Raw genomic sequence first — 26,078 nt, 5'->3', positions numbered from 1 at the left:
ATGCCCACGTACCGCCGGCTCGGAAAATCCGGCCTGACCGTCTCCGCCGTCGGCCTGGGCTGCAACAACCTGGGCCGCGCCAACACCGCCACCGAATCCCAGGACGCCACGGACGCCGTGGTCCACGCAGCGATCGACGCCGGGATCACGCTGTTCGACGTCGCCGATACCTACGGGCGGGAACCCGGGCTCAGCGAGGCGATGCTCGGCAAGGCGCTCGGCGCAAGGCGGGCGGACGTCGTCCTGGCCACCAAGTTCGGCATGGACATGAAGGGTGCCAGCGGCCCCGACTTCGGCGCCCGCGGATCACGCCGCTACATCATCCAGGCCGTGGAGGCATCGCTGCGGCGGCTGGGCACCGACTGGATCGACCTCTACCAGTTCCACACGCCTGACCCCTTGACTCCCATCGATGAGACCCTGTCCGCACTGGACAGCCTCGTCAACAGCGGCAAGGTCCGCTACATCGGCCACTCAAACCGGGCCGGCTGGCAGATCGCGCAGGCCGAGTACGTGGCCAGGGAACTGGGCTGCACCCGCTTCATCTCCACGCAAAACCACTACAACCTCCTGGACCGGCGCGCCGAGCTTGAGGTGACGCCGGCTGCGGAAGAATTCGGCCTGGGCGTCCTGCCCTACTTCCCGCTCGCCAACGGACTGCTGACCGGCAAGTACTCGCCCGGCCACGCCCCGGACGGATCGCGGCTCAGCCACACCCGCCAGCACCTGGTCCACGACGCCGACTGGGACCAGCTGCGCAGGTTCGGCGATTTCGCCAGGGACCGCGGCCTGACCGAAATCCAGGTGGCCTTCTCCTGGCTGGCGGCCCAGCCCTCGGCGGCCAGCGTCATCGCCGGCGCCACCACGCCGGACCAGGTCCGCCAGAACGCTGAATCAGCTGGCTGGGTGCCCTCCGAGAAGGACCTCGCGGAGCTGGACAGTATCTTCCCGGCCGCTCCCAAGGTTGCCCTGTTCTAGGACCGGGATGACCGCCTTCCTGCTGGACGTGGACACGGGCATCGACGATGCCCTTGCCCTGGCCTACCTTGCCGCCCTGCCGGACACAGAGTTCGTTTCCGTCACCGCGACACCGGGAAACGTGGACGCGGACCAGGTGGCACGCAACACCCTGGCGTTGCTCGAACTGTGCGGCCGGCCGGGTGTGGAAGTGGCCATCGGCGCGCGCAAGCCCCTGGCCATACCGCTGCTCACCACTCCCGAGACCCACGGACCCCAGGGGATCGGGTACGCGGTCCTGCCTCAACCCTCCGGCGCGGTGTCCGGGCGGAACACCGTGGACCTTTGGGTTGAACATGCCCGCCGCCGCCCAGGGGAGCTCACCGCCCTCATCACTGCGCCGCTGACCAATTTTGCGCTGGCCCTGCGGAAGGAACCGGCACTTCCGCGCCTGCTGGCCGGGGTGGTGATCATGGGCGGCAGCTTCTACCACCAGGGCAACACAACGCCCACGGCCGAGTGGAACACCCACGTTGACCCGCACGCGGCCAAGGAAGTGTACGCCGCGTTCCGCGGCCTGCCGCAGGAGAAGCTTCCGGTTGTGTGCTCGCTGGATACCACCGAGCGGATGGAACTGCACCCCCACCACGTGCGGCAGCTGGCGGAAGCGGCCGGTGCGCGCATCCCCGAACTGGTGCTGCCCGAGCAGCCGGAAGGACTGCGCAGCACCTCGGACAACACTCTGGTCCGGCACCTGTCCGACGCCCTGCGGTTCTACTTCGAGTTCCACCGGCACTACGACCAGGGATACCTGGCCCATGTCCACGACTTCTTCGCCGCGGGGGTGGCAGCGGGAACCCTGGAGTTTCAGGCCCGTCCCGCCACAGTGGACGTCGAGACCGGGTCGCCGCTCCTGATGGGCACCACGGTGGCAGACTTCCGCGGGCTGTGGGGTGCCCCGCCGAACGCACGCGTGGTCTCCGCCAACCATCCGGCAGCGGCCTTCCGGGAGCTGGTCTCCGCTGTGGGCAGCCTCGCCGCCCGGGTCGGCTGAGGGGACCGCTGACGACGGCGGGACTACAGCGGGGCGTCCTCCGGCAGGTCGGTGTCCAATGCCAGGAGGGCATTTTCCACCACCTCGGTCAGGGCCGGGTGGATCCAGTACGGGCCCCGGGCCAGCTCATGGACGGGCACGGACCCGGCCATGGCCTGGACCAGGGGCTGGAGGAGGATGGACGCTTCATGGCCCAGGATGTGGGCACCCAGCAGCCTGCCCGAGGCCCGCTCGGCCACAAGCTTCACCACGCCTTCCCCGTCCTCCATGGCCCATCCGTAGGCGGTGGTGCCGTAGTCCTGGACCGCCGTCACCACGTGGGTTCCCGCGGCTGCCTGTGAACGGGCCTCTGCTTCGGTGAGGCCAACCGATGCCACCTGCGGGCTGGAGAAGACTGCGGAGGGCACGGCGGTGTAGTCGATGCGGCGCAAGCGGTCCGGGTGTTCCAGGTTGTGCGACACCACGCGGGCTTCCCGGTTGGCCACGTGCTTGAGCTGGTACGGGTTGGCCACGTCGCCCAGGGCGTAGACGCCGTCCACTGGGGTGCCGCGGGAAAGGATCCGCAGGTTGGCATCCACGGCCAGGGTGCCGTCGTCGTTCACATCGAACCCGGCGGCCTCCACGCCCAGCCGGTCCGCGTTGGGAACCCTGCCGGTGGCCATGAGTACAACATCCGCAGGGACGCGCAGCGGCCGGCCGTCAGCATCGGCAAAGTTCACCACTACGGTGCTGTCGCCGTTGTCCTCGATGGACTGGAGCGAGAAGCCCAGTTCCAGCCTCCAGCGGCTTGCCGCCGCCGCCGCGAACCGCCCGGAGATTTCGGCGTCGTGGCCGCGCAACAGGCGCCTGGTCCTGTTGACCTGGGTCACGCTGGAGCCGAATCCGTGGAAAATCCCGGCAAACTCGGCAGCGATGTAGCCGCCGCCAACTACCACCACCCTTTCGGGCAGCCCGTCGATCCGCATCACGGTGTCCGAGGTATGCACCTGCGGCAGGCCGATCCCCGGCACCTCGGGCAGGACCGCCCTGGACCCGGCGGCAACCACAACCTGCCCGGCCGTGATGTCCACACCGGATTCGGTCCGCAGGGCCCGCGGGCCGGTGAAGCGGACGTAGTCCTCATAGAGGTCAACGTGGTCCAGTTCCGTTGCCCGGTAGTCCCGGCCGGCGGAGGAGATGGAGTCTATCCGGCCAAAGATCCGGTCGCGGATGGCATTCCAGTGCACTTTGTCCAGGCTGAGGTCCACTCCAAGCCGGGCTGCCTCCTGCTGCGCCGCGGCAAGCCCGGAGGGGTACACGTACATCTTGGTGGGAATGCACCCCACATTGAGGCAGGTGCCGCCAAAGACGCCGCCGTCAACCAGGGCCACCCGCTTGCCATCCCAGTACGGGGTGATCAGGGAATTGCCGGAGCCGGATCCGATGATGGCAAGGTCATAGTGGGGCATGGCAGGTCTTTCCGAAACGGCAGCGGCAGGCGGATTTTGCCTGTCCGGGCAGTCTAGGCCAATCCGGACCGGATGCCCCGGCAGCGGTGCGGCGCCAGTAGAATAATCGCGGACGGAACAGGCGCAGCAGCCTGCCGCCAGCTGCCGAGGTGACATACGCAGCGTTCCATCGGCCCGGTTTCCCGGGCCCTCCACGCGCACCCTGAAGGAACCCCATGTCATCGCCCTCCCTGACGCTGCCTGCCCCGGCACCGGCTGCCGCCCGTAAACGCCGGCTGCTGGAAATTCTCGGCGCGGCGGCCATCGCCGCCACCTATGTCTACCTTGTCCTCAACCAGCCGGCCGACATCACCGGCGGGCCCGGCAGCGCGTCCGCGCTGATTGCCCTTTCCGGATTCCTGGTGGGCGCCATCCTGCTGATCGTGGCAGTCCTGCCGACGTTGCCGGCCTCCACCGTGGTGCTGATCCCCGTGGCACTGGTGTTGAACATCGTGCTGGGACAGTTCGTGGGCAGCACTTTGGTCCCGTTCTACCTCGATGCGATCGGCACGGTCCTCATCGCCGTGCTGGCAGGACCGGCCGCAGGCGCCGCAACCGGAGCGCTCAGCAGCATTGTCTGGTCCTTCTTCAACCCCACGGTGCTGCCGTTCGCAGCCGGCGCCGCACTGATCGGCTGCCTGGCGGGACTTGCCGCGCGGCACGGGATGTTCCGCCGCTTCTACCTCGCCCCCGTGGCCGGTTTTGTCACCGGAATCATCGGCGGCGTGGTGTCCGCGCCGGTGGCGGCTTTCGTCTTCGGCGGCACCTCCGGGGTAGCCACCGGAGCAATCGTCAGCGCCTTCCGGTCCATGGGGGACACGCTCCTGGCCGCCATCACCAAGCAGGCGCTCATCTCCGATCCCATGGACAAGGCCATCGTCTTCACCGTGGTGGCCGTCCTGGCCTACGCGCTTCCCCGACGCGCGCGCCTGCAGTTCCCGTTCGTCCGCCGGCACCGCGTGCTGGCCGGCACGTCGCCCGAACAGGGCTCCTGACCCCCACGCCGATGCGCCTGCATCCGCTGACCTCCCTGGCCGCCGCCGGCAGCACGGCGGTAATAACGACGGCGGCAGCCAGCTGGCCGCTGTCCCTCGCCGTCATGGGTGCTGCCGTGGTCCTCTCGGCAAGGGGAGGCACGGCACGGCAGCTGCTGCCCGCGGCTGCGGCAGTGCTGCTGCCCCTGGGCTTGTCGCTGCTGGCCATGCATGGGCTGTTCTTTCCCGAGGGCCGGACAGTCCTGGCCGAGTGGGGAGTGGCCCGCATTACCACCGAGGGCCTTGTCTTCGCCCTGGAGCGGGCAGCGCAGCTGGGGGCGGTGGTCCTGAGCTTCCTGGTGTTCTCCTTCAGCGTCAGCGTGCCGGACCTGGTGGCGGTGCTGTCCTCCCGCGGTGTCCACGGACGGTTCGCCTTCGTGCTCGCCTCCACCTTGACCCTGCTGCCGGCCATCTCCTCCCGGGCGGAACGGATCCGGCAGGCCCAGGAGTCCCGTGGACTGGTGGTCCGCCGCGGACTGCTGCACCGCGCGGCCGCGTTCCGGCTGCAGGCGGTGCCGCTGGTCCTGTCCCTGATCGAGGATGCCGGAACGCGGACAGCCGCCCTTGAAGCGCGGGGCTTCAGCAATCCCGGGCCGCGGACCAGCTACCGGAACGTTCCGGATCCGATCCGCCAGCGCGTGTTTCGGGGTGTGCTGCTGGCGGCCGCTGCAGCCGCGGTTGCTGCGCGGCTGCTGCTGACCCGGGCGGGAAGCTGAGCCATGTCCGCCACCCACCCGATGCGAACCCAGCCGGTACTGTCAGCCGGAATCCGGAGCTTCACCTACCACGGGGATGAGGCCCCCGTCCTGGAGGGGATTGACCTCAACCTCGTCCCCGGAACGTTCACGGCCATCCTCGGAGCGTCCGGAAGCGGCAAGTCCACGCTGGGCCGGCTGCTGTCCGGCTGGCTTCCCCCCGGAACCGCTGGCACCCTCCGCGGTTTCCTGGAACTCGCAGGCACGCGCCTGGACTTCGGCGGTGACGCGGACCCGCGGATCAACCCGGCGGAGTGGGGCCGGCAGGTGGGCTTCGTTCCCCAGGACCCTGCCGCCGTCCTGTCCACCGTCCGGGCAACGGTGGCGGAAGAACTGGCGTTCGGACTGGAAAACGCGGCACTGGAACGGCAGGCCATGAAAGCCACGGTGGAACACACTGCCGGCCTCCTGGGGCTCTCGGAGCTTCTGGGACGGAACCCCGCCGCGCTGTCCGGCGGCCAGCTCCGCCGCCTCGCCATCGGCTGTGCCATCATCACCGGGCCGCGGGTGCTGATCATGGACGAGCCCTTCGCATCGCTGGACAGCGCCGGAACTGCCGAACTGGCACGCCTGCTGCAGGACCTCGCGACGGCCGGTACCGCCGTCGTGGTCCTCAGCCAGGTGGTTGACGCGCCACTCCTGGACGCCGGAACCTGGGTTCTTCTGGCGGACGGCAGCGTCATGGGGAGCGGAACGCCGGCCGAAATGGGGGCCGGCCCCGGGCTGCTGCCGTCCGGTATCCGGTACGCCGGCGGCGGGACGGCGCCGGGGCAGGGCCACAAGGAAGCAGTGCAGACGGAGACGCTGCCGCCGCGCAACGATGGCAGCGTTCCCGCACTTGAGCTCCGCGGCGTCTCCTTTGGCTACAGCGCCCGGGGCAAGGAAGCGCAACTTAGGAACATGCGGCGCCGGGACCCGGGCGGAAAAGCGGCAGGCAGCGCTCTGGTGCTGCAGGGCATCAACCTGCGCATCCATAGCGGCGAGATCGTAGCGGTGACCGGGCCCAACGGGGCAGGAAAATCAACGCTGCTGCGCCATTTCAACGGACTGCTCCGGCCCACCGCGGGCCGCGTCCTGGTCCACGGCAGGGACATTGCGGGGGTGCCGCCAGGGGAAGCGGCCGGCTCCGTGGGCCTGCTGTTCCAGCAGCCCCGGGACCAGCTGTTCGAGCGGACCGCCCTCCGCGAAGTGCGCTTCGGCCTGGACCGCCTGTTCCACCCCGGCGAGGCAGCCTCCCGGGCCCTGGAAGCACTGTCCGCCGTCGGCCTGGCAGGGGCGGCGCACACGCACCCAGCCGAACTTCCCGCCTCCGGCCAGCGCCTCCTCGCCCTGGCCACGGTCCTTGCCCGCAAACCGTCAGTCCTGGCCCTGGATGAACCCACCGTGGCGCTGGACGGCGGCGGCCTCGCCCTGCTGGACGCTGCGGTGCGTTCCGCGGCAGGGGAGGGCGCCGCCGTCGTGCTGGTCACGCATGACCTTGGCTATGCCCGCGCTGCTGCCCACCGGGTGGTAGCGCTCGACGGCGGGCGGCTGGAGGGCTGATCAGGCGGGGCGGGACGCCATTCCCGGCGGCAGGAACCGCCTGCCGTTGACGCGCTCGGAGGCTCCCACCCTGTCAAGGTAGGGGGTGATGCCGCCGAGGAACATGGGCCAGCCCGCGCCCAGGATCATGCAGAGGTCGATGTCCTCGGGAGCGGCAACCACGCCTTCGGTGAGCATGAGGCCGATTTCCTCCGCCAGCGCGTCTTGCGTGCGCCGCAGCACCTGCTCCGCCGTTGAGGGGGAGGTGCCGAAGGACATCAGTGCCAGGGTGGAATCGGGGATTTCCTGCGATCCGTCCGGGCCGGTCGCCCACAGGCCCTTCACACCGTTGTCAATGAGTTTCTGCAGGTTGGCGGAGACCGTGAAGCGTTCGCCGAAGGCCGCGTGCAAGGATTCCTGGACGTGCTGGGCCACGGGCAGGCCCACCATGGCGCCGAGGGTGAAGGGCGTCATCGGCAGGCCCATGGGACGGAGGGCGTTGTCCGCCACCTCGGCGGGGGTGCCCTCATCAAAGGCGGCCGTGACCTCGCCCATCAGCCGCAACAGGATGCGGTTCACCACGAACGCGGGGGCGTCCTTGACCAGCACCGCTGTCTTCTTCAGGCCCTTGGCCAGTTCGAAGGCGGTGGCCAGCACGGCGTCGTCCGTCTTCGGAGCACGGACGATTTCCAGGAGCGGCATGACGGCCACGGGGTTGAAGAAGTGGAAGCCCACCACGCGCTCCCGGTGCTGCAGGTCCGCCGCCATGGCGGTGACGGACAGCGAGGAGGTGTTGGTGGCCAGGATGCAGTCCGGGGAGACGACTGCCTCCAGTTCGGCAAAGACCTGCTTCTTGACGTTCAGTTCCTCGAACACGGCTTCAATCACAAAGTCCGCGTCAGCGAAAACCTCCTTGGATACGGAGCCCGTGACCAGCGCCTTGGTCCGGTTGGCGGCGTCCTGGCTGATGCGCTTCTTGCCCAGGAGCTTGTCCACCTCGGCGTGGACGTAGCCAACGCCCTTGTCCACCCGGGCCTGGTCAATGTCCGTCATCACCACGGGGACCTTGAGCTGGCGGGCGAACAGCAGTGCCAGCTGGCTTGCCATGAGGCCGGCGCCAACCACCCCAATCTTCGTGACAGGACGGGCCAGCTTGCGGTCCGGGGCTCCGGCGGGGCGCTTGGACCGCCTCTGGACGAGGTCCAGGAAGGCATAGACGGTGGCACGGAACTCGTCGGTCTGCATGAGGTCGGCGAGGGTTTCGCATTCCAGGGCAGCAGACTGCGCCTGGGTCATGGTGCGGTTCGCCTCGAGGATGTCCAGGACCTTTCCCGGCGCAGGCGCAGCATTGGACGTCTTCGCGTCCACGAAGGCCCGCCCTGCCGTGACGGCTGCATCCCAGCGCGCGGCGGTTGCTGGGTCGGCGGGATCGACGGCGTTGGTCCGTTCCGGGACCAGGTCGCCTGAAATGACGCCGGCCGCCCACGCAAGGGACTGCTCCAGGAAATCCGCAGGCTCGAACAGGGCGTCCGCGACACCCAGGCTGAACGCCTGGGGTCCGGTCAGGGTCCGGTTGTTGCTGAGCGGGTTCTCAATCATCACCTTGACCGCGTTTTCCGGGCCGATCAGGCGCGGCAGGATGTACACGCCGCCCCAGCCAGGGACCAGGCCCAGAACGGCTTCAGGCAGCGCAAGTGCGCCTGCTCCGGTGGAGACTGTGCGGTACGTGGACTGCAGGGCAATCTCCAGCCCTCCGCCCAGCGCCGCGCCGTTGATGAAGGCGAAGCTGGGGACCCCCAGGCCGGCCAGCGTGCTGTACACATCGTGGCCCAGCTGCGCCATCCACAGCCCGTGCTCGCGTTTGTCCAGGTTCTTGACGGCGGAAAGGTCGGCGCCCGCCACCAGGTAATAAGGCTTGCCCGTTACTCCCACGCCGACGATCTCACCCCGGGCCGCGCGTTCCCGGAGACCCTCCAGGACCTTGCCGAGCTCCACCAGGGTGTTGGGCCCCAGTGTGGTGGGCTTGGAATGGTCCAGGCCGTTGTCGAGGGTGATGAGGGCGAACGTGCCAGGGCTTGGCTTCCCGGCCGGTGCCGGCAGCTCGATGTCCTGGACGTAGGAATGCGTCACTGTTTCGTTGGGAAACAGGTCTGCAAGTCGGGTGAAATCTGCGGCGCTCATGCGGCTCCTTCGGAAACGGTGTGGGTGGCGGAGTTTGCCGGCCGGGCTCCGCTGTAATCGGCATGGTGGGCGTTTTCCCAGATCACGGTGGCGCCCATGCCCAGGCCAACACACATGGTGGTGATGCCGTAGCGCACGGAAGGGTCTTCCTCGAACTGCCGGGCCAGCTGGGTCATCAGCCGTACGCCGGAGGAGGCCAGCGGGTGTCCCACTGCGATGGCGCCGCCGTAGCGGTTGACCCGGGTGTCGTCGTCGGCAATGCCAAAGTGCTCAAGGAAGCTCAGGACCTGGACGGCGAACGCTTCGTTAATCTCGAAAAGGCCAATATTCCCGATGGAAAGCCCCGCGTTCTTCAGGGCCTTCTCGGTGGCGGGCACCGGACCAATGCCCATGACTTCCGGTTCCACGCCCGCGTAGGCATAACTGACCAGGCGCATCCTGACCGGCAGTCCGAGCTCCGCCGCGGTGTCAGACGAGGCCAGGACAGCGGCGGTTGCGCCATCGTTCAGGCCCGCGGCGTTACCTGCGGTGACCCGCCCGTGTGCCCGGAACGGGGTGCGGAGGCCTGCGAGGTCGGCCAGGGTGGTCCCGGGCCGCGGGGGCTCGTCCACGGTGTGCAGCGACCACCCCTGGCCGGGCTTCATGGCTGCCACCGGCACCAGGTCCGGCTGGATGCGGCCGCTGCGGCGGGCGGCCTCATATTTGGCCTGGGATGCCACGGCATAGGCGTCCGTGCGTTCTTTGGTGATCGACGGGAAACGGTCATGCAGGTTTTCTGCGGTGTTCCCCATGTTGAGGGCGGCCGGGTCCACCAGCCGCTCCGACATAAAGCGCGGGTTCGGATCGGCGCCCGAGCCCATGGGGTGGTTGCCCATATGCTCGACGCCCCCTGCCACCGCCACGTCATAGGCTCCGAAGCCGATTCCGCCGGCAACGGATGTCACGGCAGTCATCGCCCCGGCGCACATACGGTCAATGGCGAACCCGGGAACCGTCCTGGGCAGGCCGGCGAGCAGGGCGGCGGTCCGGCCCAGGGTGAGGCCCTGGTCTCCGGTCTGGGTGGTGGCAGCAATGGCCACCTCGTCAATCCGCTCCGGCGGCAAGGAGGGGTTCCGGCGCAGCAGTTCACGGATGCATTTCACCATCAGGTCATCAGCCCGGGTGCCGGCGTAGATGCCCTTTTCCCCGGCCCTGCCGAACGGTGTGCGGAGGCCGTCCACAAAGACGACGTCCCGGACAGTGCGCATGGATGCGCCGCTTTCCTGGTGGCTCACGTATAACTCCTCATCGAGACGTAGGCGCCGGCTGCGTGCCGGAATGCGGCAGCCAGCCTGGCGGCAATACCCTCGATGTTACTCGCGAGTAACTTAGCCCGCAAGGCCCCGGGTTGAAGGGACGCTCTCTCATTTAATGCGCCTTTTTGGCTGGCGCTCTCTCACTCTCTTCAGGAAAGTGAGCGAGCGTTGCCAATATTCACGCATCAACCGAGAGAGCGTTTGGGGATCCGGTTCGGGAGCCAGTGGCCGGCGGCGGGACCTACTGTCCTGCTGCGGCTGCGTCCGCTTTTGGTTCCTTGGCAGGCAGTGGCTGGGGGTTCAGGAAAGCCGCGGAAATAAGGGGTGCAGCCAGTTCCACCTGCCAGTCCCGCGCGCCCAGGGCGCGGAGTTCCGCGGCAATCGCGTCTTTGCTGACATCGGCCGGTGGGCGCCAGGCCACCCGGCGCAGGTAGTCAGGGGTCAGCAGGTTCTCCAGCGGCAGGTTCAGCTCCTCGGCCCTGGCCTGCAGCAGCGGCCGGGCGGTGGCCAGCCGGGCAGCTGCCGCCGGATCACGGTCGGCCCAGACCCTCGGCGGGGGCGGGGCATTGGTGGGCAGGTGCAGCGGCGGGAGCTCCTTGAGGTCGCGGGCTGCGGCTATGCACCGCAGCCAGCGGGGAGCCTCCCGCTGGGCAGCCCGGCCGTGGAAGCCCTTGGTTCCCAAAAGCTGCGGCACCGTGGACGGCATCGCCTTGGCTGCAGCCACCAGCGCAGAGTCCGGGATCAGCCTGCCGGGAGCAACATCCCGTTTCTGCGCCAGGGAGTCGCGCTCCAGCCACAGCTCGCGGACGGCAGCGAGCTGCCGGCGGTCCCGGATCTGGTGGAGCCCGGAGGTCTTCCGCCATGGGTCGACGCGGGCCGGCGGCAGCCCCGCGGCCAGGATCGCCGCGAATTCCTGCTCGGCGTACTCCAGCTTGCCGTCAGCCTCCAGGAGTTCGATCAGCTCCTCCCGCAGCTCCGTCAGGACCTCAACGTCCAGCGCGGCGTACCTCAGCCAGGGTTCCGGCAGGGGACGGGTGGACCAGTCGGCGGCGGAATGCTCCTTGGCGAGACCAAAGCCCAGCAGTTGTTCGATGACGGCCGCGAGTCCCACCCGGGGGAGCCCGGCGAGCCGTGCCGCGAGTTCGGTGTCAAAGAGCCTGTCCGGCCACATGCCCAGCTCGGAGAGGCAAGGCAGGTCCTGGCTGGCGGCATGCAGGATCCACTCGACGCCGCGCAGGGCGTCGTTGATGATGTCCAGGTTGCCGAAGGGTTCGGGGTCGATCAGCCAGGTTCCGGCGCCTTCACGCCGGATCTGGACAAGGAAAGCCCGCTGCCCGTAGCGGAAGCCGGAAGCCCGCTCAGCGTCAACCCCCGCGGGCCCTGTTCCTGCGGCTATGGCCGCGGCGCAGCGCTCCAGGCCGGACTGCGTTTCGATCACCAGCGGAACGCCGTCCCGGGGCGAGGCGAGTTCAACGATTTCGGGGACGGGGCTGTCAAAGCCTTCCACCGTGATGTGGGGTGCGGTATCAGCAGCCGGGACGCCGGCCGTGGTGTTATCCGGAATGTTAGGGGTCATGATGCCTTCAGTTTACCGGCCGGCCGGTCCACGCCTGCGTGCGGGCGTGCGTACGGTCCCGCAGTGCCGCCCTGTGCGCCGCGCGCCATCTGGACGCCACCGGCCAGGGATCTCAGTTCCGCCGCCGGTGTGTCAGCGGCGTAACGCCGTCAGGAAGCGGTGGCAGGCCGGCGAACGTGCAGACCATATCGGACCACGCCTCGAGGTGGGCCCGGACATCGGAGCTGGCAGGTGTCCAGGACGCACGGAGTTCAATGTCGATGGATCCCGGCCGCTCCGAGAGGGTGCCGAAGCTTTCGGAGAGGACACGGGTGGCGGTGCCGCCTGCAGCCCGGTACGGCGCCTTGTGGTTTTCCAGTGCCTCCACGAGCCAGGTCCAGGCGACGGTTCCGAGCATCTCGTCGTTGCCCATCTCGGGCTCCAGTTCCGCGCGGATATAGGTGACGATGCGGAACTCCCCGCCCCAGACCTCCGATCCCTCCGGATCATGCAGGAGGATGAACCGGCCGGTTGCCAGTTCCGTGCCGCCGTCGTCTTCCGTTCCCGAGGCGGCAGCCAATGCCATGGCGGCCGGGCCGTGAAGGGGCGTTCCGGGCGTGCCGGCGCCGGGAGCATAAACCTCGGCGCCCAAGGCCACGGCAAAGGGTGCCAGCCGGGCAGGCGCGGGAATCTCCGCCAGGCGGAGCTCCCGGCGGCACTGGGCTTTCCTGAGGGTTCCCAAGGCGTGGAGAAACTCCGGGGGAACCTGGTCAAGTGCGTTCACCTTCGCAGGTTACGCAACTGTGCCGGGCAGGGCGGGTAGGCTCGCCGCCGGTCCCTTGCCCTGGGTGCCGGCAGCGTCAGCCGGCACGCTGCTGAAGTTCCCGGCGGATGGCGTCAGCAAAGGAATCCACGTCCTCTTCGGTTGTATCAAAGGAACACATCCACCGGACTTCCCCGGCGGCTTCATTCCAGTCGTAGAAGCGGAAGGATGCGCGCAGCCGGTCCGCCACGCCGTCGGGCAGGATGGCGAACACACCGTTGGACTCGGTCTTCTGGGTGGGCTGGACGCCGTCGATGGTGTCGACGGCGGCGCGGAGCCGTGCGGCCATGGCGTTGGCGTGGGCGGCGGAGCGCAGCCACAGATCGCCCTCCAGGAGCGCGATGAACTGGGCGGACATAAAGCGCATCTTGGACGCCAGCTGCATGTTCATCTTGCGCAGGTACACGAGCCCGTGGGCGGCTTCCGGGTTCAGCGCCACCACCACTTCACCGAAGAGCAGGCCGTTCTTGGTCCCGCCGAAGGACAGGATGTCCACGCCGGCGTCGCGGGTGAAGGCGCGCAGCGGAACCTGGAGGTGGGCTGCGGCGTTGGCCAGCCGGGCGCCGTCCATGTGGAGCTTCATGCCCCTGGCGTGGATGTGGTCGGCGATGGCGCGGACTTCCTCAGGCGTGTAGCACGTGCCAAGTTCGGTCGTCTGGGTGATGGAGACGGCGAGCGGCTGGGCGCGGTGCTCGTCGCCCCAGCCCCAGGCCTCCCGGTCGATGAGTTCGGGGGTCAGCTTGCCGTCCGGTGTCGGGACGTGCAGCAGCTTGATGCCGCCGACGCGCTCCGGGGCGCCGTTCTCATCCATGTTGATGTGGGCTGTGGATGCGCAGACCACCGCACCCCACCGGGGGAGCAGCGACTGCAGCGAAAGGACGTTGGCGCCGGTGCCGTTGAAGACCGGAAAGCACTCAATCCCGGGCCCGAAGTGATGCTCCATCAGCTCCTGCAGCCTGGCGGTGTATTCGTCCTCGCCGTAGGAGACCTGGTGGCCGCCGTTCGCGGCTGCCAGTGCCGCGAGGACTTCCGGGTGCACCCCGGAATAGTTGTCCGAGGCAAACCCCCGCACGTTCGGATCGTGGAGGCGGACCCCGGCGGCGGTTTCAGCAGTTGTTGTCATCGCTTTGCTCACGCTTTCAGTCTAAGTAAAGTCGGGCGCCGGTAAGTCAGGGCGCCAGCAGCAGCCGGCTGCCGTTCAGTTCAGCGGCCGGGGCCTGGAAGAGGCCGACGACGGCGCGCGCCAGGTCCCCGACGTCCGTTGCCCCCGGGAAAGTCCGCCCTGGATGGCTGCGGCGCAGCCCCTCGTCAACCAGGGCCTTGACCACCAGGACGACGGCGGCTGCCGCGCCGCCGCCGTTCCCGGAATCGCGGCGGAAGCCGTCCGCCACGGCCATAGTCCAGGCTTCAGCGGCGGCCTTCGCTGCGGCATAGCTGGCTCCTGCCGCCGAGGGCTTGCTGACGGCGGTGGAGGACACCAGGGCGAAGCGGCCGTTCGGGGAGGCGGCGACGTCGTCGTAAAAAACGCGCGAAACGTTGCGGAGCGTCGTGATGGCTCCCCGTTCAAGGAAGTCCCAGTCCTCGTCCGTCTGGTCCGTGATGCCGCGTGCGCCGCGCCAGCCGCCCACCAGGTGGATGACCGCGTCCATTGGTCCGGCGGCAGCGGAGACCTCGGCGCGCAGCTGCCGGACCTCTTCCATTTGGGCGAGGTCGCACACAAAGGGGGCAACGCCGTCGCCCGCCTGTTCCGCCGCCGCGCTGATCCTGGCCCGGTCCGACCCCACGGTGAAGACGCGGTGGCCTGCTTCCCGGAGCGCGCGGGCCACGGCGATGCCGGACGCTCCGCTGCCGCCGGTAACAAGAACGTTCAGCCGCTGTGGTGCTGTACCCGGTGCTTCCGTCACAGGGCGGAGGCTCCGGTGATCCCGGCAGTGGACTCGATGACAGGGCGCATCTTCTTCTCCAGCGCTTCGTAGAACATGGACAGCGGGAATTCGTCGTCAAGCACCTGGTCCGTAAGGCCGCGGGGCGGACCGGCCAGCGGCAGTGCCTCCGGCCCCTTGGCCCAGACGGAGGCCGGGTGGGGAGTGACGGTCGCGGAGATCAGCTGGTACGCGGCCAGCCAATGGGCGGTCTTCGGCCGGTCTATGGAGCGCCAGTACAGTTCGTCGATGTTCGCGCCGAGCGCGATGACGGCGTTGGCTACCTCGTCCCAGTCGATGGTGAGCCGGGTGTCCGTCCAGTGCAGGACCCGCTGCTGGTGCAGCCAGGCGAACAGGAGCTGGCCGCCCAGTCCGTCGTAGTTCCGTACCCGGCTGCCGGTGATCGCGAACCGGAAGATGCGGTCGAAGATGATGGCGTACTGCACCAGTTTGGCGTGGCGCCTAGACTCAGGGTCGGCGTCCTCGTCATTTTCGATCCGTACGGACTCGCGGAAAGCAGTCAGGTCGCAGCGCAGTTCCTCGAGCGAGTACAGGAAGAAGGGCATCCGCTGCTTGATCATGAACGGATCAAAAGGCAGGTCGCCACGCATGTGGGTCCGGTCGTGGATCAGGTCCCACATGACGAAGGTGGCCTCGGTCAGGTCCTGGTCGGCGAGCATTTCCGCCGCGCCGTCGGGCAGTTCCAGGCTGGTGGTCTCGGCTGCGGCTTTGAGGACGCGGCGGAACCTGGCCGCCTCCCGGTCCGCGAAGATGGCTCCCCAGGTGAAGGTGGGGGTCTTGCTGACCGAGACGGTCTCAGGGAAGAGTACTGCGGAGTTGGTGTCATAACCGGCTGTGAAGTCCACGAAGCGGATGGGAACGAACAGCTTGTTCGAGTAATCGCCCGCCTCGAGGCCGGCGATGAACTCGGGCCAGATCACCTCGATCAGGACTGCCTCCACGAGGCGGCTGCTGCTGCCGTTCTGCGTGTACATGGGGAAGACCACCAGGTGCTGGAGGCCGTTCCGCCGCTGCTCCTGAGGCTGGAAGGCCAGGAGGGAGGACAGGAAGTCAGGGATGGCAAACCCGGAGCGCGCCCAGCTGGAAAAGTCCGTGCACACAGCGTCCAGGTATGTGGCGTCGTGGGGGAAGGCGGGGGCGAGGGCGCGGACGGCGCTGACGATGTCTTCCACCTTCGAAGCTGCCTCGGAATGGTGGGCGGCGTCGGGGATGGAGCCGTCCTGGGCCTGGAGGGCCTGGAGGGCGGTGGCGGCGGCCTTGAGCCGCTTCCAGTCCTGGTTCTCCGCGGAAATCCCGGTGACGGCGGTGGTCAGGGTTTCGGTCATCGTCGGCTGCCTTTCTGGTTGCTTGCTACCTAATGCCGAGCGTAGCAAGCAACCAGTAGGGCTAATGCAGAAAGGGGCTAAGCCTAAGAAAGCGTTAGGCTCGAGTGCGTAGATTGCTGCCGGAGGAGGCCGCCAGCTGGGGCATTACTTCTCCGGTTCCGTTCCGCTGACCTGCTGATCCTCCTGCGGGACCAGCCGGATGGAGATGGAGTTGATGCAGTAGCGCTGGTCCGTGGGGGTTCCGAAACCCTCACCCTCAAAGACATGGCCCAAATGCGAATCACAGGCTGCGCACCGGACCTCCACCCGGTCCATGCCCATGGTGCGGTCGTGGATGTAGCGGACGTTCCCTTCCGCAAGCGGTGCCCAGAAGGACGGCCAGCCGCAATGGGAATCGAACTTTTCGTTGCTGGTGAAGAGCTCTGTCCCACATGCGCGGCACTGGTAAACGCCTGCCGTGTGGGTGTCCCAGTATTCACCGGTATAAGGACGCTCGGTACCGGCCTGGCGGAGCACGCGGTATTCCTCCGGAGTGAGTTCCTCACGCCATTGGGCATCGCTCTTTTCAACGCCCTTGCCGCCGGGGGCGGAACCGGCGGATGCCGCCTCAGGGGCAGGCGCGGCCGTATCTGGGGCCTTATGTCCGAAGATGCTGTTTCCGAAAATGCTCATAGCCTTCTCAACGCTCACGAGTCGCCAATAAATCCCGAGCCCGCGTACAGGTGGAGCACCGGTACGCCCAGCTGGTCCTGTGCCTTGTTGGCCCAGTCCGTGTGGAAGGTGTCTGATACGGCATGCGGCCGGGTAATCACCACAGCCTGCGCAGCGCCGGTCTCGCGTACCTTGGAGACCAGTCCGCTGACGGCCCCGCCGTCCACGACTTCCCCTGTAACGCCTGAGCCCAGTCCTTCCAGGGCCGCCAGGGATACGGACAGGGTCTCGGCTGCCTTGGCACGTTCCTGGGTGGGATCCGGGGCGTGGGAGGTCAACTCCCGGAAGGCTTTTGCTATGTCCAGCAGCGAAAGGTTCTCGAGGAAGTCCACCAGCAGGTGCCGCTCGGTGTTTGCCGGCACCAGGACAACCAGGCGGGTATCCGAGCCGTCCACGAGGCGTTCGATGTTCAGGCGGTCGTCCGCCCCCAGGGGTTCTTCGGTCAGGATGACGATGGGTTCACTCATGGCCCTAGCCTAGTCCTGCAGCGCTGCCCTGCGCAGTGGCCGCCACGCCCGTCCCTGAGGGCCGGCGGGCAGCGGCCACACGCGGCGGAATGCGGGCATCGGTGCCGGGCCGGTAAGAATAGTTTCATGGCATCTTTCCAGCAAACCCGCCCCGCCCCCGTTCAGAGCACCCCCGAAACCGGGGGGATGTCGCTGCGCGCCAAATGGGCAATCGGCGGAGCGATCGGCGGAGGCGGCCTGGCAGGGCTGCTGGCCACAGGGTCATCGGCGCTCGCCGTGTACTTCGCGCGGCGGGTCATCACGCCGGCGCGGCAGCGGGCAGCAGACCAGGAAATGCTCGCGCTCATCAGGGACGGCCAGCGGCAGCAGGCAATTTTTGCCGCCACGGACGACACCACCGTGGACGGTGTCTACGGGTTCTTCTTCGACGGCGGCAAAGGGCACGCGCGGATCGGCCGCATCGTCTCCTACTCGCCCGCCGAGCGGACCGTCCTGCGGGACGTCGAAGCGGTCTATGCCGGTGACCTCTCAAAGGCCCGCCGCGGCTGGTGGAGCGGGGCTGTCCACCCGGACCCTGCCGCCGTCGGAATCCCGCACGAGGAAGTGATGATCGACGTCGACCGGGGGCAGGCTCCCGCGTGGCTCGTCCGCGCCGGCGGAACGGCCCGGACCTGGGCGGTAATGGTGCATGGACGCGGAGCCACGCGGCAGGAGGCGCTGCGCGCTGTAGGCCCGGCGTTGGAGCTGGGGCTTACCAGCCTCCTGGTTTCCTACCGCAACGACGGCCTTGCGCCCTCCGCCGATGACGGCCGTTACGGCCTGGGTTCGACGGAGTGGCGTGACGTCGAAGCGGCAGTCGAGTACGCGCTGGCCAACGGTGCGGAAGAGATCGTGCTGTTCGGGTGGTCCATGGGAGGCGCCATCTGCCTGCAGACGGCCGACCTTTCCCGCTACCGCCACCTCATCCGGGCGATGGTGCTCGATGCGCCCGTCACTGACTGGGTGAATGTCCTGGCCCATCATGCGCAGCTGAACAGGATTCCCTCCCTTGTGGGCCGGTATGGCCAGCTTATGCTGGGGCATCCCCTGGGACGGCGCCTCACGGGATTGTCCGCCCCGGTTGACCTGAAGGCGATGGACTGGGTGTCGCGGGCAGTCGAACTCCGCACGCCCACGCTGGTGGTGCACAGCGTCGATGACGAATACGTGCCCTACCGGCCATCGGCCCTGCTCGCCGAGCGCAATCCGGAGATGGTGACCTTCGAGCCGTTCCACCAGGCACGGCACACCAAGGAATGGAACGTTGATCCGGAGCGGTGGGAAAGCCTGGTCAAGGCGTGGCTGCGGCAGCAGCTGGCACCCCGGCTGAATCCGGGCGCCTTGAACCCGGTCAGCCCCTGACACGGTTTAGGTTCCACTGTCAGCGCTGAATCCGTTGCGGGACGCGCCTGCTCCGGAGCAGCTTCAGCTGAAGCCTGGACCGTCCGAAGGGGTAATGGGATCCGCGAAGTTGGAATGGGTGGGACGGTCGCGGTCCGACAGACGTCCTGACCATCGAGCGGCGTGCGGATCGACTTTTCCGCACTTCACGCAGTGGCGCGTGAAGGTGCCGTCGCGGTCCGCTTCCGCCACCCAGTGGTGCCCCAGGTTTGCCTTGCAAAACAGGGTTTTGAGCATGACGTTTGTCCATAAAACATCGGCCCTGCGTCAGGCCGGGCCGGCTAACGGCTGAACCGACCAGTGGCGTTGCGTCAGCCGGTCGGGCTGATCCTGCTGCAGGTAGGTGCGCCCTGACGGATCTTGTGTGCCTTGAACATACGACGGCGGCGCCGGCGGCGTGTTTTGGGGCTATGAGAGAAGTGGCATTTTTGGTGCTGAATCGGTGCATCGATTGTAGCGCCGCAAAAGGGCCAGGTGTATACGGGCTGCGACCCCTATGGGGCGGACAACGAGCCTATGGGTGCCGTGACTGCCTGGGTGAGGCGGATCAGGTCAGCCGGCGCCAGTTCTATGTCCAGGCCGCGCTTTCCGCCGGAGACCAGCAGTGTTCGCAGGCCCACGGCGCTTGAGTCCAGCACCGTGGGGGAGGGCAGCCGCTGGCCGAGCGGGGAGATGCCGCCCAGTACGTAGCCGGTGCGCCGCTGGGCTGCGGCCGGATCCGCCATGGCCGCCTTCTTGGCCCCCAGAGCGGTGTCGAACGCCTTCAGGTCCAGGGTTCCGCTGACCGGGACGATGCCCACCGCCAGCCGGCCCTCCACCTCAACCATCAGCGTCTTGAAGACCCTTGAGGGGTCGATCCCGAGGGCCTCGGCCGCCTCGGCCCCGTAGCTGGCTGCCGAGGGATCGTGCGTGTAGGGGTGCAGCACAAAGGGAACCCCGGCCGCGGCCAGCGCCGCCGTTGCCGGGGTTCCCTGTGAAGCATTCCTGCGGGCCATGGTGCTGGTCCGGGCAGCAGCTAGGAGCGCACGCCGGAAGCGGCAGCGACCTTGCGCTTGATCCGTCCCAGCATGGCCGTCATGCCCCGCATGCGCAGCGGCGTGATGGCCCGGGTGAGTCCCAGGAGTTCGGGCATATCGTCCGGGACAGCGAGGATCTCTTCGGCGGACAGCCCGTCCAGCCCCTCGTGCAGCACACCGGCGAACCCGCGTGTTGTCGGGGCCTCGGCGGGAGCCTTGAAGAACAGCCGCACGGTACCGGCCGGGCCGCCGTCTTTTTCCGTTTCGATGGTGAGGAAGAGCGGCGACTGGCACTCCACAACCTGCTCGAGCAGTTCGGGGTGGTCCTTGAGCCGGTCCGGCAGCTCCGGCAGGCCCTCGGAGAATTCCAGCAGCAGCTGCAGCCGCTCGGGTTCGGACATGGCCTGGAAATCGTCCACGATGGCCGCCAGGGCGGAAGGCAAAGCTTGAGTAGTCATCGGTCCAAGTCTACGCAATCGCTGTGGAGCGGGCCGCGTCAGGCTCCGACTGCAACGGGAACGGAACCGCGTTCGGCACCCTTGACGATCGGTACCCGCACGGCGTTGCCCCATTCGGTCCAGGAGCCGTCGTAGTTGCGGACGGATTCAAAGCCCAGGAGGTACTTGAGAGCGAACCAGGTGTGGCTGGAACGCTCGCCGATGCGGCAGTAGGCCACGACGTCGTCGCCCTCGGCCAGCCCCGCTTCGCCGAGGTAGAGGGCCTCGAGTTCCTCGCGGCTGCGGTAGGTGCCGTCAGCTGCGGCGGCGCGGGCCCAGGGGATGGAAGCGGCGGTGGGAATGTGGCCGCCGCGCAGGGCGCCCTCTTCCGGGTAGGCCGGCATGTGCGTGCGCTGGCCCGTGTATTCCTCGGGGGAGCGTACATCGATGAGCGGCTTGCCAAGATGGGCAAGGACGTCTTCCTTGAAGGCGCGGATGGGAGCGTCATTGCGCTCGACGACGGGGTAGTCGCCCCTGGCCGGAGCCGGCTTTTCCCTGGTGAGTTCCCGTCCTTCGGTAATCCACTTGTCCCTGCCGCCGTCCAGCAGGCGCACGTCCTGGTGGCCGAAAAGCTCGAAAACCCACAGGGCGTAGGCAGCCCACCAGTTGGACTTGTCCCCGTAGATCACCACTGTGCTGTCACGGGAGATGCCCTTCGACGCCGCCAGTTCGGCGAACGCGGCGCCGTCCACGTAGTCGCGGGTTACGTCGTCGTTCAGGTCCGTGTGCCAGTCAATCTTCACGGCGCCGGGGATGTGGCCGGTTTCGTAGAGAAGGACGTCTTCATCGGACTCCACCACCACCAGCTCGCCGTTGGCGACGGCGCCGCTTTCGACAGCGGCAGCGAGCCACCCGGTGGAGACCAGCCGCTCCGGATGGGCGTAGGCAGCGAACTTCTCGTTCTGTTCAACGGGGTAGGGCATGATCTTGGCCTTTCATTGAGGACACGGATAGCCTGCTGGACCTTGGCGGGGCCGGCATTGGGACCTGCTTCCACACTAGCCAGCACCCCGGCCGGTGTCCGTATTCCGTTAATACGACGAAATGTTGCCTTCATCACCCCGGGCTGGCCAGGCACCAGTGACACAGCGTGGGGCGGCAGTACGTGAGGGCATGGATATGGGCAAGGAGACGCCGCATTGCCGGTATTCTTTCTGGGGACCAACCACCAGCAGAACGGACCCCCTTGGTACAGATCGAACAGCTTGCCGCCCGCACTCCGGCAGTTTCGGTGGATGAGCTCCTCAAAGGTTTCTATCCATCGCCCCGGTTCGGCCAGGTTTCGTTTTCCAGCTACCGCCCCGATCCCAAGCAGCCCAGCCAGTCTGCAGCCGTCAGGGCACTCGAGGGGTTTGCCGACGGCGTTGGCTCCGCGGGCGGGGGCGGACTGTTCAAGAAGTTCTTCGCGAAGAAGGATGAGTCCCGCGCCGGCATTTACCTCGACGGCGGGTTCGGCGTCGGCAAGACCCACCTTCTGGCCTCGCTGTGGCACGCCTCGCCCGGCCCCAAAGCCTTCGGTACCTTCGTGGAGTACACCAACCTGGTGGGCGCCCTTTCCTTCCGCAAGACGGTGGACGCGCTCAGCAGCTACAAGCTCGTTTGCATCGATGAGTTCGAACTCGACGATCCCGGCGACACCGTCCTCATGTCCCGGCTGATGCGGGAACTGGCAGACGCCGGGGTGAAACTTGCGGCCACCTCCAACACCCTGCCCGGTTCGCTGGGCGACGGCAGGTTCGCGGCGGTGGATTTCCAGCGCGAAATCCAGGTCCTCGCGGACCAGTTCGACGTCCTGCGGATCGACGGGGAAGACTTCCGGCACCGCGGGCTGCCGGCAGCGCCGGCACCGCTGAAGAACACTGAACTGTCCTCGCACATGAAAGCGGAATTCGACGGGAAGACGGTGGCCCAGGACGAATTCAGCACGTTGATCCACCACCTTGCAGGGGTGCACCCCAGCCGCTACCGCCAGCTGATTGACGGCATTGACGGGGTGGTGTGGCGCAACGTCCACACCATCACTGAGCAGGCGGTGGCGCTGAGGTTCGTGGTGCTTGCTGACAGGCTCTACGACAAGGATGTCCCCATCCTCGCCAGCGGGGTGCCGTTCGACCAGCTGTTCACGGAGGAAATGATGACGGGCGGCTACATGAAGAAGTACTTCCGCGCCGTCTCCCGGCTCACCGCACTGGCCCGCGAAGGCCAAAACCACGAACCCTCCTAGCGGAGGTACAGCCTGGTAAGCCTGCTGCTCCGGGACTGTGCGGCTTCAGCACCAGGCGAACCGCCAGCCCGGCGGCGAGGGCCCAAAACGCCGACCCGATACCGGCGAAAGCAAGGCCCGAGGCCGCCATGAGGAAGGTGACCGCCGGGGCTATCCTGTCCTCTGGGTCGGCCAGCGCGGCTGAAACGGCACCGGCAAGGGTTCCCAGGAGTGCAAGGCCGGCCACTGCCTCGAGCATGCCGGCCGGTGCGGCGGTCACCAGGGCCACCAGCGCAGCGGAGAACGCAGCCAGCACAAGGTAGGCAAATCCGGACGTGAAGCCGGCCACCCACCGGCGGTGCCGGTCCGGACCTGCCTCCTCGCCAGCTGCCAGGGCGGCGCTGAGCGCTGCCAGATTGACGGCGTGGGCGCCGAACCCAGCTGCCGCCGCGGTACCGGCGCCGGTCACCAGCATGGCCGGACGCCACGGGGTGTCGTAGCCGAAGGACCGCAGGACAGCCACGCCGGGAACGTTCTGTGACGCCATCGTCACCACAAACAGGGGAAGCGCAATACCCGCCATCGCCTGCAGGCTGAACGCAGGCGCGGTCCAGGCCAAGCCTGGAAGGATCTCCCCGTCACCCGGGGAGCTGCCCCCTGCGGCCAGGGAAATGCCGATCACGGCCAGGGCCACCAGCAGGGCTGCCGGCACGGACCAGCGGGGCGCCAGCTTCATCATCAGCAGCCAGCACAGGATGACCGGCGCAATGAACAGCGGAACAGTCCCCAGCGCCTTGAAGGGGGCAAGGCAGAGCTGCAGCAGGACGCCGGCAAGCATAGCCTGCGCAAGGGTTGCCGGGATCCTCGCCATCAGCCGGCCCAGGGCAGGCACCAAACCTGTCATGGCAATCAGTACCCCGGTGGCAAGGAAGGCCCCGACGGCGGCAGGCCACCCGCCGTCGACCGCTCCGGACGTTGCCAGCAGGGCAGCGCCGGGCGTGGACCACGCAAGTGTCACCGGCACTTTGGAACGCCACGCAAGCCAGAGCACCCCCAGGCCCACGGCCACGGTCAGCGCCAGCAGTCCGGACGCTGCCTGCTCAGGGCTGGCACCCACTGCCCTGAGCCCGGCCAGCACCACGGCGAAGGACGACGTGAAGCCCACCAGAGCAGTGACAATGCCCGCCACAATGGGCCGGGAGTCGAGCCGGGACTGCCCGGGTGGCTGGTGTGCCGTGGTGAAGGTAGGGGATTTCGCCATACGGGCAGGTTACCGGCCCTCTTTCGCGAACCCTTCATCGGCCCTGACATGCCGGTTAAACGCCGAAGGTGCAGGTGCCGCCTCCCGGCGGGACCTGCACCCCCTTGACGTGCTAGGGCAAGACCCTGGCCAAATCCTGTTACGGAGTCCTGTCAGCCGGCGGAACCGGGTTGACGGGAGTTACCGGCGGAACCTGCTCGGCGGCAGGTGCCTGTCCCGGGGTTCCGTTCTTGTCAATGAGCTTGGAAGCGCCATCCTGGACCTTGTTGACGTGGCCCGAGTACTTGCCTCCGGTCTTGGTGTCCACAAAATCACCGGCCTTGTTGATGCCGTTCTTGATGGCCTGCTCGTTGCCGCGGATGAGACCCTGAGCCTTGCCCTTTAGATCGTCAATCAGTCCCACGAGCACCTCCCTTCAATCGCGGAGCCAGGTCGCTCCTCCGCATTCGATCCTAGCGCCGCCGGGAAGGCATGCCAAGGAAATCGGGGGTTCCGGGCGTTCGCCCGCAGCGGATGCCGTTCCGCCAACGGGATCGCTCTGTCTGCTGTGGCTGCCGCGGAGGGGGACGCCCGGTGATGGCGAGTGGGGGGAGGGGTGGCCGGGCAAGAAAAAAGCAGCTCCCGGGGGGAGCTGCTGGATGTGGGCGATACTGGGATCGAACCAGTGACCTCTTCCGTGTCAGGGAAGCGCGCTACCGCTGCGCCAATCGCCCGGAACCGGAAGTCCGGCTTATGGGATTGTAAAAACAAGAGAGCGGACGACGAGATTCGAACTCGCGACATCCACCTTGGCAAGGTGGTGCTCTACCAGCTGAGCTACGTCCGCAAAATGGAGTACGTTCCGGCCAGGGCCGGGCGAACTGCCTGAAGCAAGTTTCCTTGCTTGGTGGGCGATACTGGGATCGAACCAGTGACCTCTTCCGTGTCAGGGAAGCGCGCTACCGCTGCGCCAATCGCCCATGTCCATCCGGGTATTATCCGGAAACCATGGTTTTCACCGAGGTGGGTACGGGATTCGAACCCGTGTATACGGCTTTGCAGGCCGCTGCCTCGCCTCTCGGCCAACCCACCGTGTTAGCGCCCATTCCGAAGAATTTTTGCTGTGACAGTGTCCTGCGAGCGGACGACGAGATTCGAACTCGCGACATCCACCTTGGCAAGGTGGTGCTCTACCAGCTGAGCTACGTCCGCATTTTGGAGGCTGATTCCCTGCCGTTCCCGGCATTTCCTCGCGTTCCAACGAGTAAAAACAATATAGGAGGTTCAGGGATTCTCCAAATCGCCAGTGCCTCGCCCACCCTTTGTGTCCGTCCTTCCCAGCAAGGGCGCGGTTTTCGCGTACTTACAGCCGTGTAATTCACGACGACGGGTGGGTGGCCTGGGTGCCGCGTCCGGCGGGTTGGCGGGACGCGCCTGCCCCCTTCCGGCTGTCCGGCATGGCTGCGCGGGCGCCGATTTTTGAATTGGGTGCGGTGTCGGCTAGCATTCAAGTGCACCAGGGCGATTGGCGCAGTGGTAGCGCGCTTCGTTCACACCGAAGAGGTCACTGGTTCGAACCCAGTATCGCCCACCGCACAAAGGTCCGTTTCCGCTCGCAGCGGAAGCGGACCTTTTTTATGCGCGGATCCATGCCTGCAGATTTTGTCGGCCCCCTGTGAAAGAGTTTTTTCCATGACAGCTCCACTCCTCGCCCACGCCACCGAATACGGCCGTATGTACGCCCGTTCAACGTCGGAGCAATTTTCGGTTCCGTCCATCACCACTGTTATCAGCCAGCAGCCGCACGGGCTGGATGGCTGGTTCGGGTACATGGGCGCCAGCAGCCTGGCAAACGATCCGCTGCTGGCTGACTGCCTGGGAAGTCCTGCCAAAATCCGCCAGGCTGTCAGCCGCGCAGCCAAGGCAGCCGAGACCTATCGGGACGACGCCGCCAAGCGTGGGGACCGCGTGCACAACTACTGCGAGCAGGTGGCCCTCCGCGCCCTGGGCCGCCCGCACACCATGAAGGAAGCCCGCGAGGCCCTGGCAGTTAACGGCGAGGAAGCCTTCGCGGTGCGCTTTGACGAGTGGTGGGAGCTGTTCCGGGTGGAACCCATCGCCCCGGAAATCACCGTGTGGAACAACGCGGTGGGATATGCGGGAACGCTGGACCTGGTGGCCCGAATCAACGGCCGCGTTTGCCTCATCGACTACAAAACCAAAGGCACCACCCGGGACGGCCTGGTCAAACCGCTCGATGACAAGGTGGTGATGCAGCTCGTCGCCGGGATGAAGGCGGAAGAGAGCCTGGTTGATCCCGAGGCCGGGACCTGGGAGCCGTGGAAATACGGTGAGGACCCCGTCCTGCTGGCGGTGGCCATCGGCGAAACCGAAGTTCGTCCCGTGCGGGCCAACCCCGACGTCCTCAAGCACCACTGGTGGAAGTTCTGTGCCCTGCGGCGGGTGTGGGAGCTCAACGCGGATACCATCAGCGCCGGTGCCGCGCTGCTTCCCATCGCACCGCCGCCGCTGGCACAGGCGCGCACGGCCTAGCGCTTTGTCTGCTCTTGGGAT

General features: G+C 67.3%; 24 protein-coding genes and 6 tRNA genes. 9 read left to right on the top strand and 21 right to left on the bottom strand.

Translation table 11 applies throughout. The annotated features are described in order from the left end of the window. Complete coding sequence (locus WHH00_RS10775) at positions 1–978, top strand: aldo/keto reductase (RefSeq protein WP_406632660.1); 978 nt, start codon at positions 1–3, stop codon at positions 976–978. Positions 979–985: 7 nt separating this feature from the next. Then, positions 986–2,011, top strand: a complete 1,026-nt coding sequence (locus WHH00_RS10770; RefSeq protein ID WP_406632658.1) for a nucleoside hydrolase — start codon at positions 986–988, stop codon at positions 2,009–2,011. A 23-nt stretch (positions 2,012–2,034) separates the two neighbouring features. Here the strand turns inward: WHH00_RS10770 and WHH00_RS10765 are convergent, their stop codons facing one another. Next, positions 2,035–3,459, bottom strand: a complete 1,425-nt coding sequence (locus tag WHH00_RS10765; protein ID WP_406632656.1) for a mycothione reductase — start codon at positions 3,457–3,459, stop codon at positions 2,035–2,037. Between the two features lie 215 nt (positions 3,460–3,674). Between WHH00_RS10765 and WHH00_RS10760 the strand changes: the two genes are divergently transcribed. Genes WHH00_RS10760 through WHH00_RS10750 form a run of 3 tightly spaced genes read left to right on the top strand, consistent with a single transcriptional unit; the run spans position 3,675 to position 6,829 of the window. Then, positions 3,675–4,493, top strand: a complete 819-nt coding sequence (locus WHH00_RS10760; RefSeq protein ID WP_406632654.1) for an ECF transporter S component — start codon at positions 3,675–3,677, stop codon at positions 4,491–4,493. An 11-nt stretch (positions 4,494–4,504) separates the two neighbouring features. Further along, positions 4,505–5,248: an energy-coupling factor transporter transmembrane component T gene (locus WHH00_RS10755; RefSeq protein ID WP_406632652.1), complete on the top strand. Its 744-nt coding sequence runs from the start codon at positions 4,505–4,507 to the stop codon at positions 5,246–5,248. Positions 5,249–5,251: 3 nt separating this feature from the next. Next, complete coding sequence (locus WHH00_RS10750; protein ID WP_406632650.1) at positions 5,252–6,829, top strand: ABC transporter ATP-binding protein; 1,578 nt, start codon at positions 5,252–5,254, stop codon at positions 6,827–6,829. Here WHH00_RS10750 and WHH00_RS10745 read toward each other — a convergent pair whose 3' ends face one another. The 9 genes from WHH00_RS10745 to WHH00_RS10705 form a co-directional block, all read right to left on the bottom strand. Then, complete coding sequence (locus WHH00_RS10745; RefSeq protein WP_406632648.1) at positions 6,830–8,989, bottom strand: 3-hydroxyacyl-CoA dehydrogenase NAD-binding domain-containing protein; 2,160 nt, start codon at positions 8,987–8,989, stop codon at positions 6,830–6,832. It abuts the gene before it with no gap. Continuing rightward, positions 8,986–10,263, bottom strand: coding sequence for a thiolase family protein (locus WHH00_RS10740; protein ID WP_406632646.1), 1,278 nt, complete (start codon positions 10,261–10,263; stop codon positions 8,986–8,988). Before WHH00_RS10740 ends, WHH00_RS10745 begins: the two co-directional genes overlap by 4 nt. Before the next feature lie 262 nt (positions 10,264–10,525). Next, positions 10,526–11,860: an HRDC domain-containing protein gene (locus WHH00_RS10735; RefSeq protein ID WP_406632644.1), complete on the bottom strand. Its 1,335-nt coding sequence runs from the start codon at positions 11,858–11,860 to the stop codon at positions 10,526–10,528. 112 nt (positions 11,861–11,972) lie between these two features. Next, positions 11,973–12,623 (bottom strand): DUF3000 domain-containing protein, encoded by a 651-nt coding sequence (locus tag WHH00_RS10730; protein ID WP_400515771.1) that lies wholly within the window; start codon positions 12,621–12,623, stop codon positions 11,973–11,975. Positions 12,624–12,699: 76 nt separating this feature from the next. Next, the gene (locus tag WHH00_RS10725) at positions 12,700–13,785 is read right to left on the bottom strand and encodes a threonine aldolase family protein (RefSeq protein ID WP_406638566.1); all 1,086 of its coding nucleotides are present in this window, start codon (positions 13,783–13,785) and stop codon (positions 12,700–12,702) included. 46 nt (positions 13,786–13,831) lie between these two features. After that, complete coding sequence (locus WHH00_RS10720) at positions 13,832–14,566, bottom strand: SDR family oxidoreductase (protein ID WP_406632641.1); 735 nt, start codon at positions 14,564–14,566, stop codon at positions 13,832–13,834. Beyond that, a complete protein-coding gene (locus tag WHH00_RS10715; RefSeq protein ID WP_406632639.1) occupies positions 14,563–15,930 on the bottom strand; it encodes a DUF6421 family protein in 1,368 nt (455 codons plus the stop codon). Before WHH00_RS10715 ends, WHH00_RS10720 begins: the two co-directional genes overlap by 4 nt. Positions 15,931–16,074: 144 nt before the next feature. Continuing rightward, a complete protein-coding gene (msrB, locus tag WHH00_RS10710) occupies positions 16,075–16,602 on the bottom strand; it encodes a peptide-methionine (R)-S-oxide reductase MsrB (RefSeq protein WP_406632637.1) in 528 nt (175 codons plus the stop codon). A 14-nt stretch (positions 16,603–16,616) separates the two neighbouring features. Continuing rightward, entirely contained in the window at positions 16,617–17,108 is a 492-nt protein-coding gene (locus tag WHH00_RS10705) for a hypothetical protein (RefSeq protein ID WP_406632635.1), read from the bottom strand. Between the two features lie 126 nt (positions 17,109–17,234). On the opposite strand from WHH00_RS10705, the gene WHH00_RS10700 reads away from it, so the two are divergent. After that, the gene (locus WHH00_RS10700) at positions 17,235–18,509 is read left to right on the top strand and encodes an alpha/beta hydrolase family protein (RefSeq protein ID WP_406632632.1); all 1,275 of its coding nucleotides are present in this window, start codon (positions 17,235–17,237) and stop codon (positions 18,507–18,509) included. A gap of 63 nt (positions 18,510–18,572) precedes the next feature. Here the strand turns inward: WHH00_RS10700 and WHH00_RS10695 are convergent, their stop codons facing one another. From WHH00_RS10695 to WHH00_RS10680, 4 genes are all read right to left on the bottom strand, one after another. Beyond that, complete coding sequence (locus WHH00_RS10695; RefSeq protein ID WP_406632630.1) at positions 18,573–18,785, bottom strand: hypothetical protein; 213 nt, start codon at positions 18,783–18,785, stop codon at positions 18,573–18,575. 257 nt (positions 18,786–19,042) lie between these two features. Further along, positions 19,043–19,543, bottom strand: a complete 501-nt coding sequence (gene ybaK, locus WHH00_RS10690; RefSeq protein WP_406632627.1) for a Cys-tRNA(Pro) deacylase — start codon at positions 19,541–19,543, stop codon at positions 19,043–19,045. A 20-nt stretch (positions 19,544–19,563) separates the two neighbouring features. Beyond that, entirely contained in the window at positions 19,564–20,022 is a 459-nt protein-coding gene (locus WHH00_RS10685; protein ID WP_350002269.1) for a SufE family protein, read from the bottom strand. Between the two features lie 38 nt (positions 20,023–20,060). Continuing rightward, positions 20,061–20,984: a sulfurtransferase gene (locus WHH00_RS10680; RefSeq protein WP_406632625.1), complete on the bottom strand. Its 924-nt coding sequence runs from the start codon at positions 20,982–20,984 to the stop codon at positions 20,061–20,063. 263 nt (positions 20,985–21,247) lie between these two features. Between WHH00_RS10680 and zapE the strand changes: the two genes are divergently transcribed. Next, the gene (gene zapE, locus WHH00_RS10675; RefSeq protein WP_406632623.1) at positions 21,248–22,285 is read left to right on the top strand and encodes a cell division protein ZapE; all 1,038 of its coding nucleotides are present in this window, start codon (positions 21,248–21,250) and stop codon (positions 22,283–22,285) included. On the opposite strand, the gene WHH00_RS10670 is transcribed toward zapE, so the two are convergent. The 7 genes from WHH00_RS10670 to WHH00_RS10640 form a co-directional block, all read right to left on the bottom strand. Beyond that, positions 22,242–23,525 carry a benzoate/H(+) symporter BenE family transporter gene (locus WHH00_RS10670; RefSeq protein ID WP_406632621.1) on the bottom strand — a complete coding sequence of 428 codons (1,284 nt, stop codon included), beginning with the start codon at positions 23,523–23,525 and terminating at the stop codon, positions 22,242–22,244. The genes zapE and WHH00_RS10670 overlap by 44 nt on opposite strands. A gap of 139 nt (positions 23,526–23,664) precedes the next feature. Beyond that, the gene (locus tag WHH00_RS10665) at positions 23,665–23,928 is read right to left on the bottom strand and encodes an antitoxin (RefSeq protein WP_174179273.1); all 264 of its coding nucleotides are present in this window, start codon (positions 23,926–23,928) and stop codon (positions 23,665–23,667) included. Between the two features lie 238 nt (positions 23,929–24,166). After that, positions 24,167–24,238 (bottom strand) — tRNA-Val (locus tag WHH00_RS10660). Positions 24,239–24,278: 40 nt separating this feature from the next. After that, positions 24,279–24,351, bottom strand: a tRNA-Gly gene (locus tag WHH00_RS10655). A gap of 58 nt (positions 24,352–24,409) precedes the next feature. Next, positions 24,410–24,484: transfer RNA gene (locus WHH00_RS10650), tRNA-Val, on the bottom strand. 41 nt (positions 24,485–24,525) lie between these two features. After that, positions 24,526–24,596 (bottom strand) — tRNA-Cys (locus tag WHH00_RS10645). Between the two features lie 47 nt (positions 24,597–24,643). Then, positions 24,644–24,716 (bottom strand) — tRNA-Gly (locus WHH00_RS10640). 307 nt (positions 24,717–25,023) lie between these two features. On the opposite strand from WHH00_RS10640, the gene WHH00_RS10635 reads away from it, so the two are divergent. Next, positions 25,024–25,095: transfer RNA gene (locus WHH00_RS10635), tRNA-Val, on the top strand. 101 nt (positions 25,096–25,196) lie between these two features. Then, a complete protein-coding gene (locus tag WHH00_RS10630) occupies positions 25,197–26,057 on the top strand; it encodes a cytochrome (protein WP_406632619.1) in 861 nt (286 codons plus the stop codon). The last annotated feature ends 21 nt before the right edge of the window (positions 26,058–26,078 follow it).

Source organism: Pseudarthrobacter quantipunctorum (genome assembly GCF_045291495.1).
In the GTDB taxonomy this organism is placed as follows: Bacteria; Actinomycetota; Actinomycetes; order Actinomycetales; family Micrococcaceae; genus Arthrobacter; species Arthrobacter quantipunctorum.
The sequence above is the reverse complement of the archived record's forward strand: the minus strand, read 5'-3'. Positions and strand labels throughout refer to the sequence as shown.

Bases quoted from the DNA above. Each gene is read 5' to 3' on its own strand.
- WHH00_RS10685 (WP_350002269.1), bottom strand. From the start codon at position 20,022: ATGACTACTCAAGCTTTGCCTTCCGCCCTGGCGGCCATCGTGGACGAT.
- WHH00_RS10770 (WP_406632658.1), top strand. From the start codon at position 986: ATGACCGCCTTCCTGCTGGACGTGGACACGGGCATCGACGATGCCCTT.
- WHH00_RS10715 (WP_406632639.1), bottom strand. From the start codon at position 15,930: ATGACCGAAACCCTGACCACCGCCGTCACCGGGATTTCCGCGGAGAAC.
- WHH00_RS10755 (WP_406632652.1), top strand. From the start codon at position 4,505: ATGCGCCTGCATCCGCTGACCTCCCTGGCCGCCGCCGGCAGCACGGCG.
- WHH00_RS10680 (WP_406632625.1), bottom strand. From the start codon at position 20,984: ATGCCCTACCCCGTTGAACAGAACGAGAAGTTCGCTGCCTACGCCCAT.
- WHH00_RS10750 (WP_406632650.1), top strand. From the start codon at position 5,252: ATGTCCGCCACCCACCCGATGCGAACCCAGCCGGTACTGTCAGCCGGA.
- WHH00_RS10700 (WP_406632632.1), top strand. From the start codon at position 17,235: ATGGCATCTTTCCAGCAAACCCGCCCCGCCCCCGTTCAGAGCACCCCC.
- WHH00_RS10705 (WP_406632635.1), bottom strand. From the start codon at position 17,108: ATGAGTGAACCCATCGTCATCCTGACCGAAGAACCCCTGGGGGCGGAC.
- WHH00_RS10760 (WP_406632654.1), top strand. From the start codon at position 3,675: ATGTCATCGCCCTCCCTGACGCTGCCTGCCCCGGCACCGGCTGCCGCC.
- WHH00_RS10630 (WP_406632619.1), top strand. From the start codon at position 25,197: ATGACAGCTCCACTCCTCGCCCACGCCACCGAATACGGCCGTATGTAC.
- ybaK (WP_406632627.1), bottom strand. From the start codon at position 19,543: ATGGCCCGCAGGAATGCTTCACAGGGAACCCCGGCAACGGCGGCGCTG.
- WHH00_RS10725 (WP_406638566.1), bottom strand. From the start codon at position 13,785: ATGACAACAACTGCTGAAACCGCCGCCGGGGTCCGCCTCCACGATCCG.
- WHH00_RS10670 (WP_406632621.1), bottom strand. From the start codon at position 23,525: ATGGCGAAATCCCCTACCTTCACCACGGCACACCAGCCACCCGGGCAG.
- WHH00_RS10735 (WP_406632644.1), bottom strand. From the start codon at position 11,860: ATGACCCCTAACATTCCGGATAACACCACGGCCGGCGTCCCGGCTGCT.
- msrB (WP_406632637.1), bottom strand. From the start codon at position 16,602: ATGAGCATTTTCGGAAACAGCATCTTCGGACATAAGGCCCCAGATACG.
- WHH00_RS10765 (WP_406632656.1), bottom strand. From the start codon at position 3,459: ATGCCCCACTATGACCTTGCCATCATCGGATCCGGCTCCGGCAATTCC.
- WHH00_RS10695 (WP_406632630.1), bottom strand. From the start codon at position 18,785: ATGCTCAAAACCCTGTTTTGCAAGGCAAACCTGGGGCACCACTGGGTG.
- WHH00_RS10775 (WP_406632660.1), top strand. From the start codon at position 1: ATGCCCACGTACCGCCGGCTCGGAAAATCCGGCCTGACCGTCTCCGCC.
- WHH00_RS10745 (WP_406632648.1), bottom strand. From the start codon at position 8,989: ATGAGCGCCGCAGATTTCACCCGACTTGCAGACCTGTTTCCCAACGAA.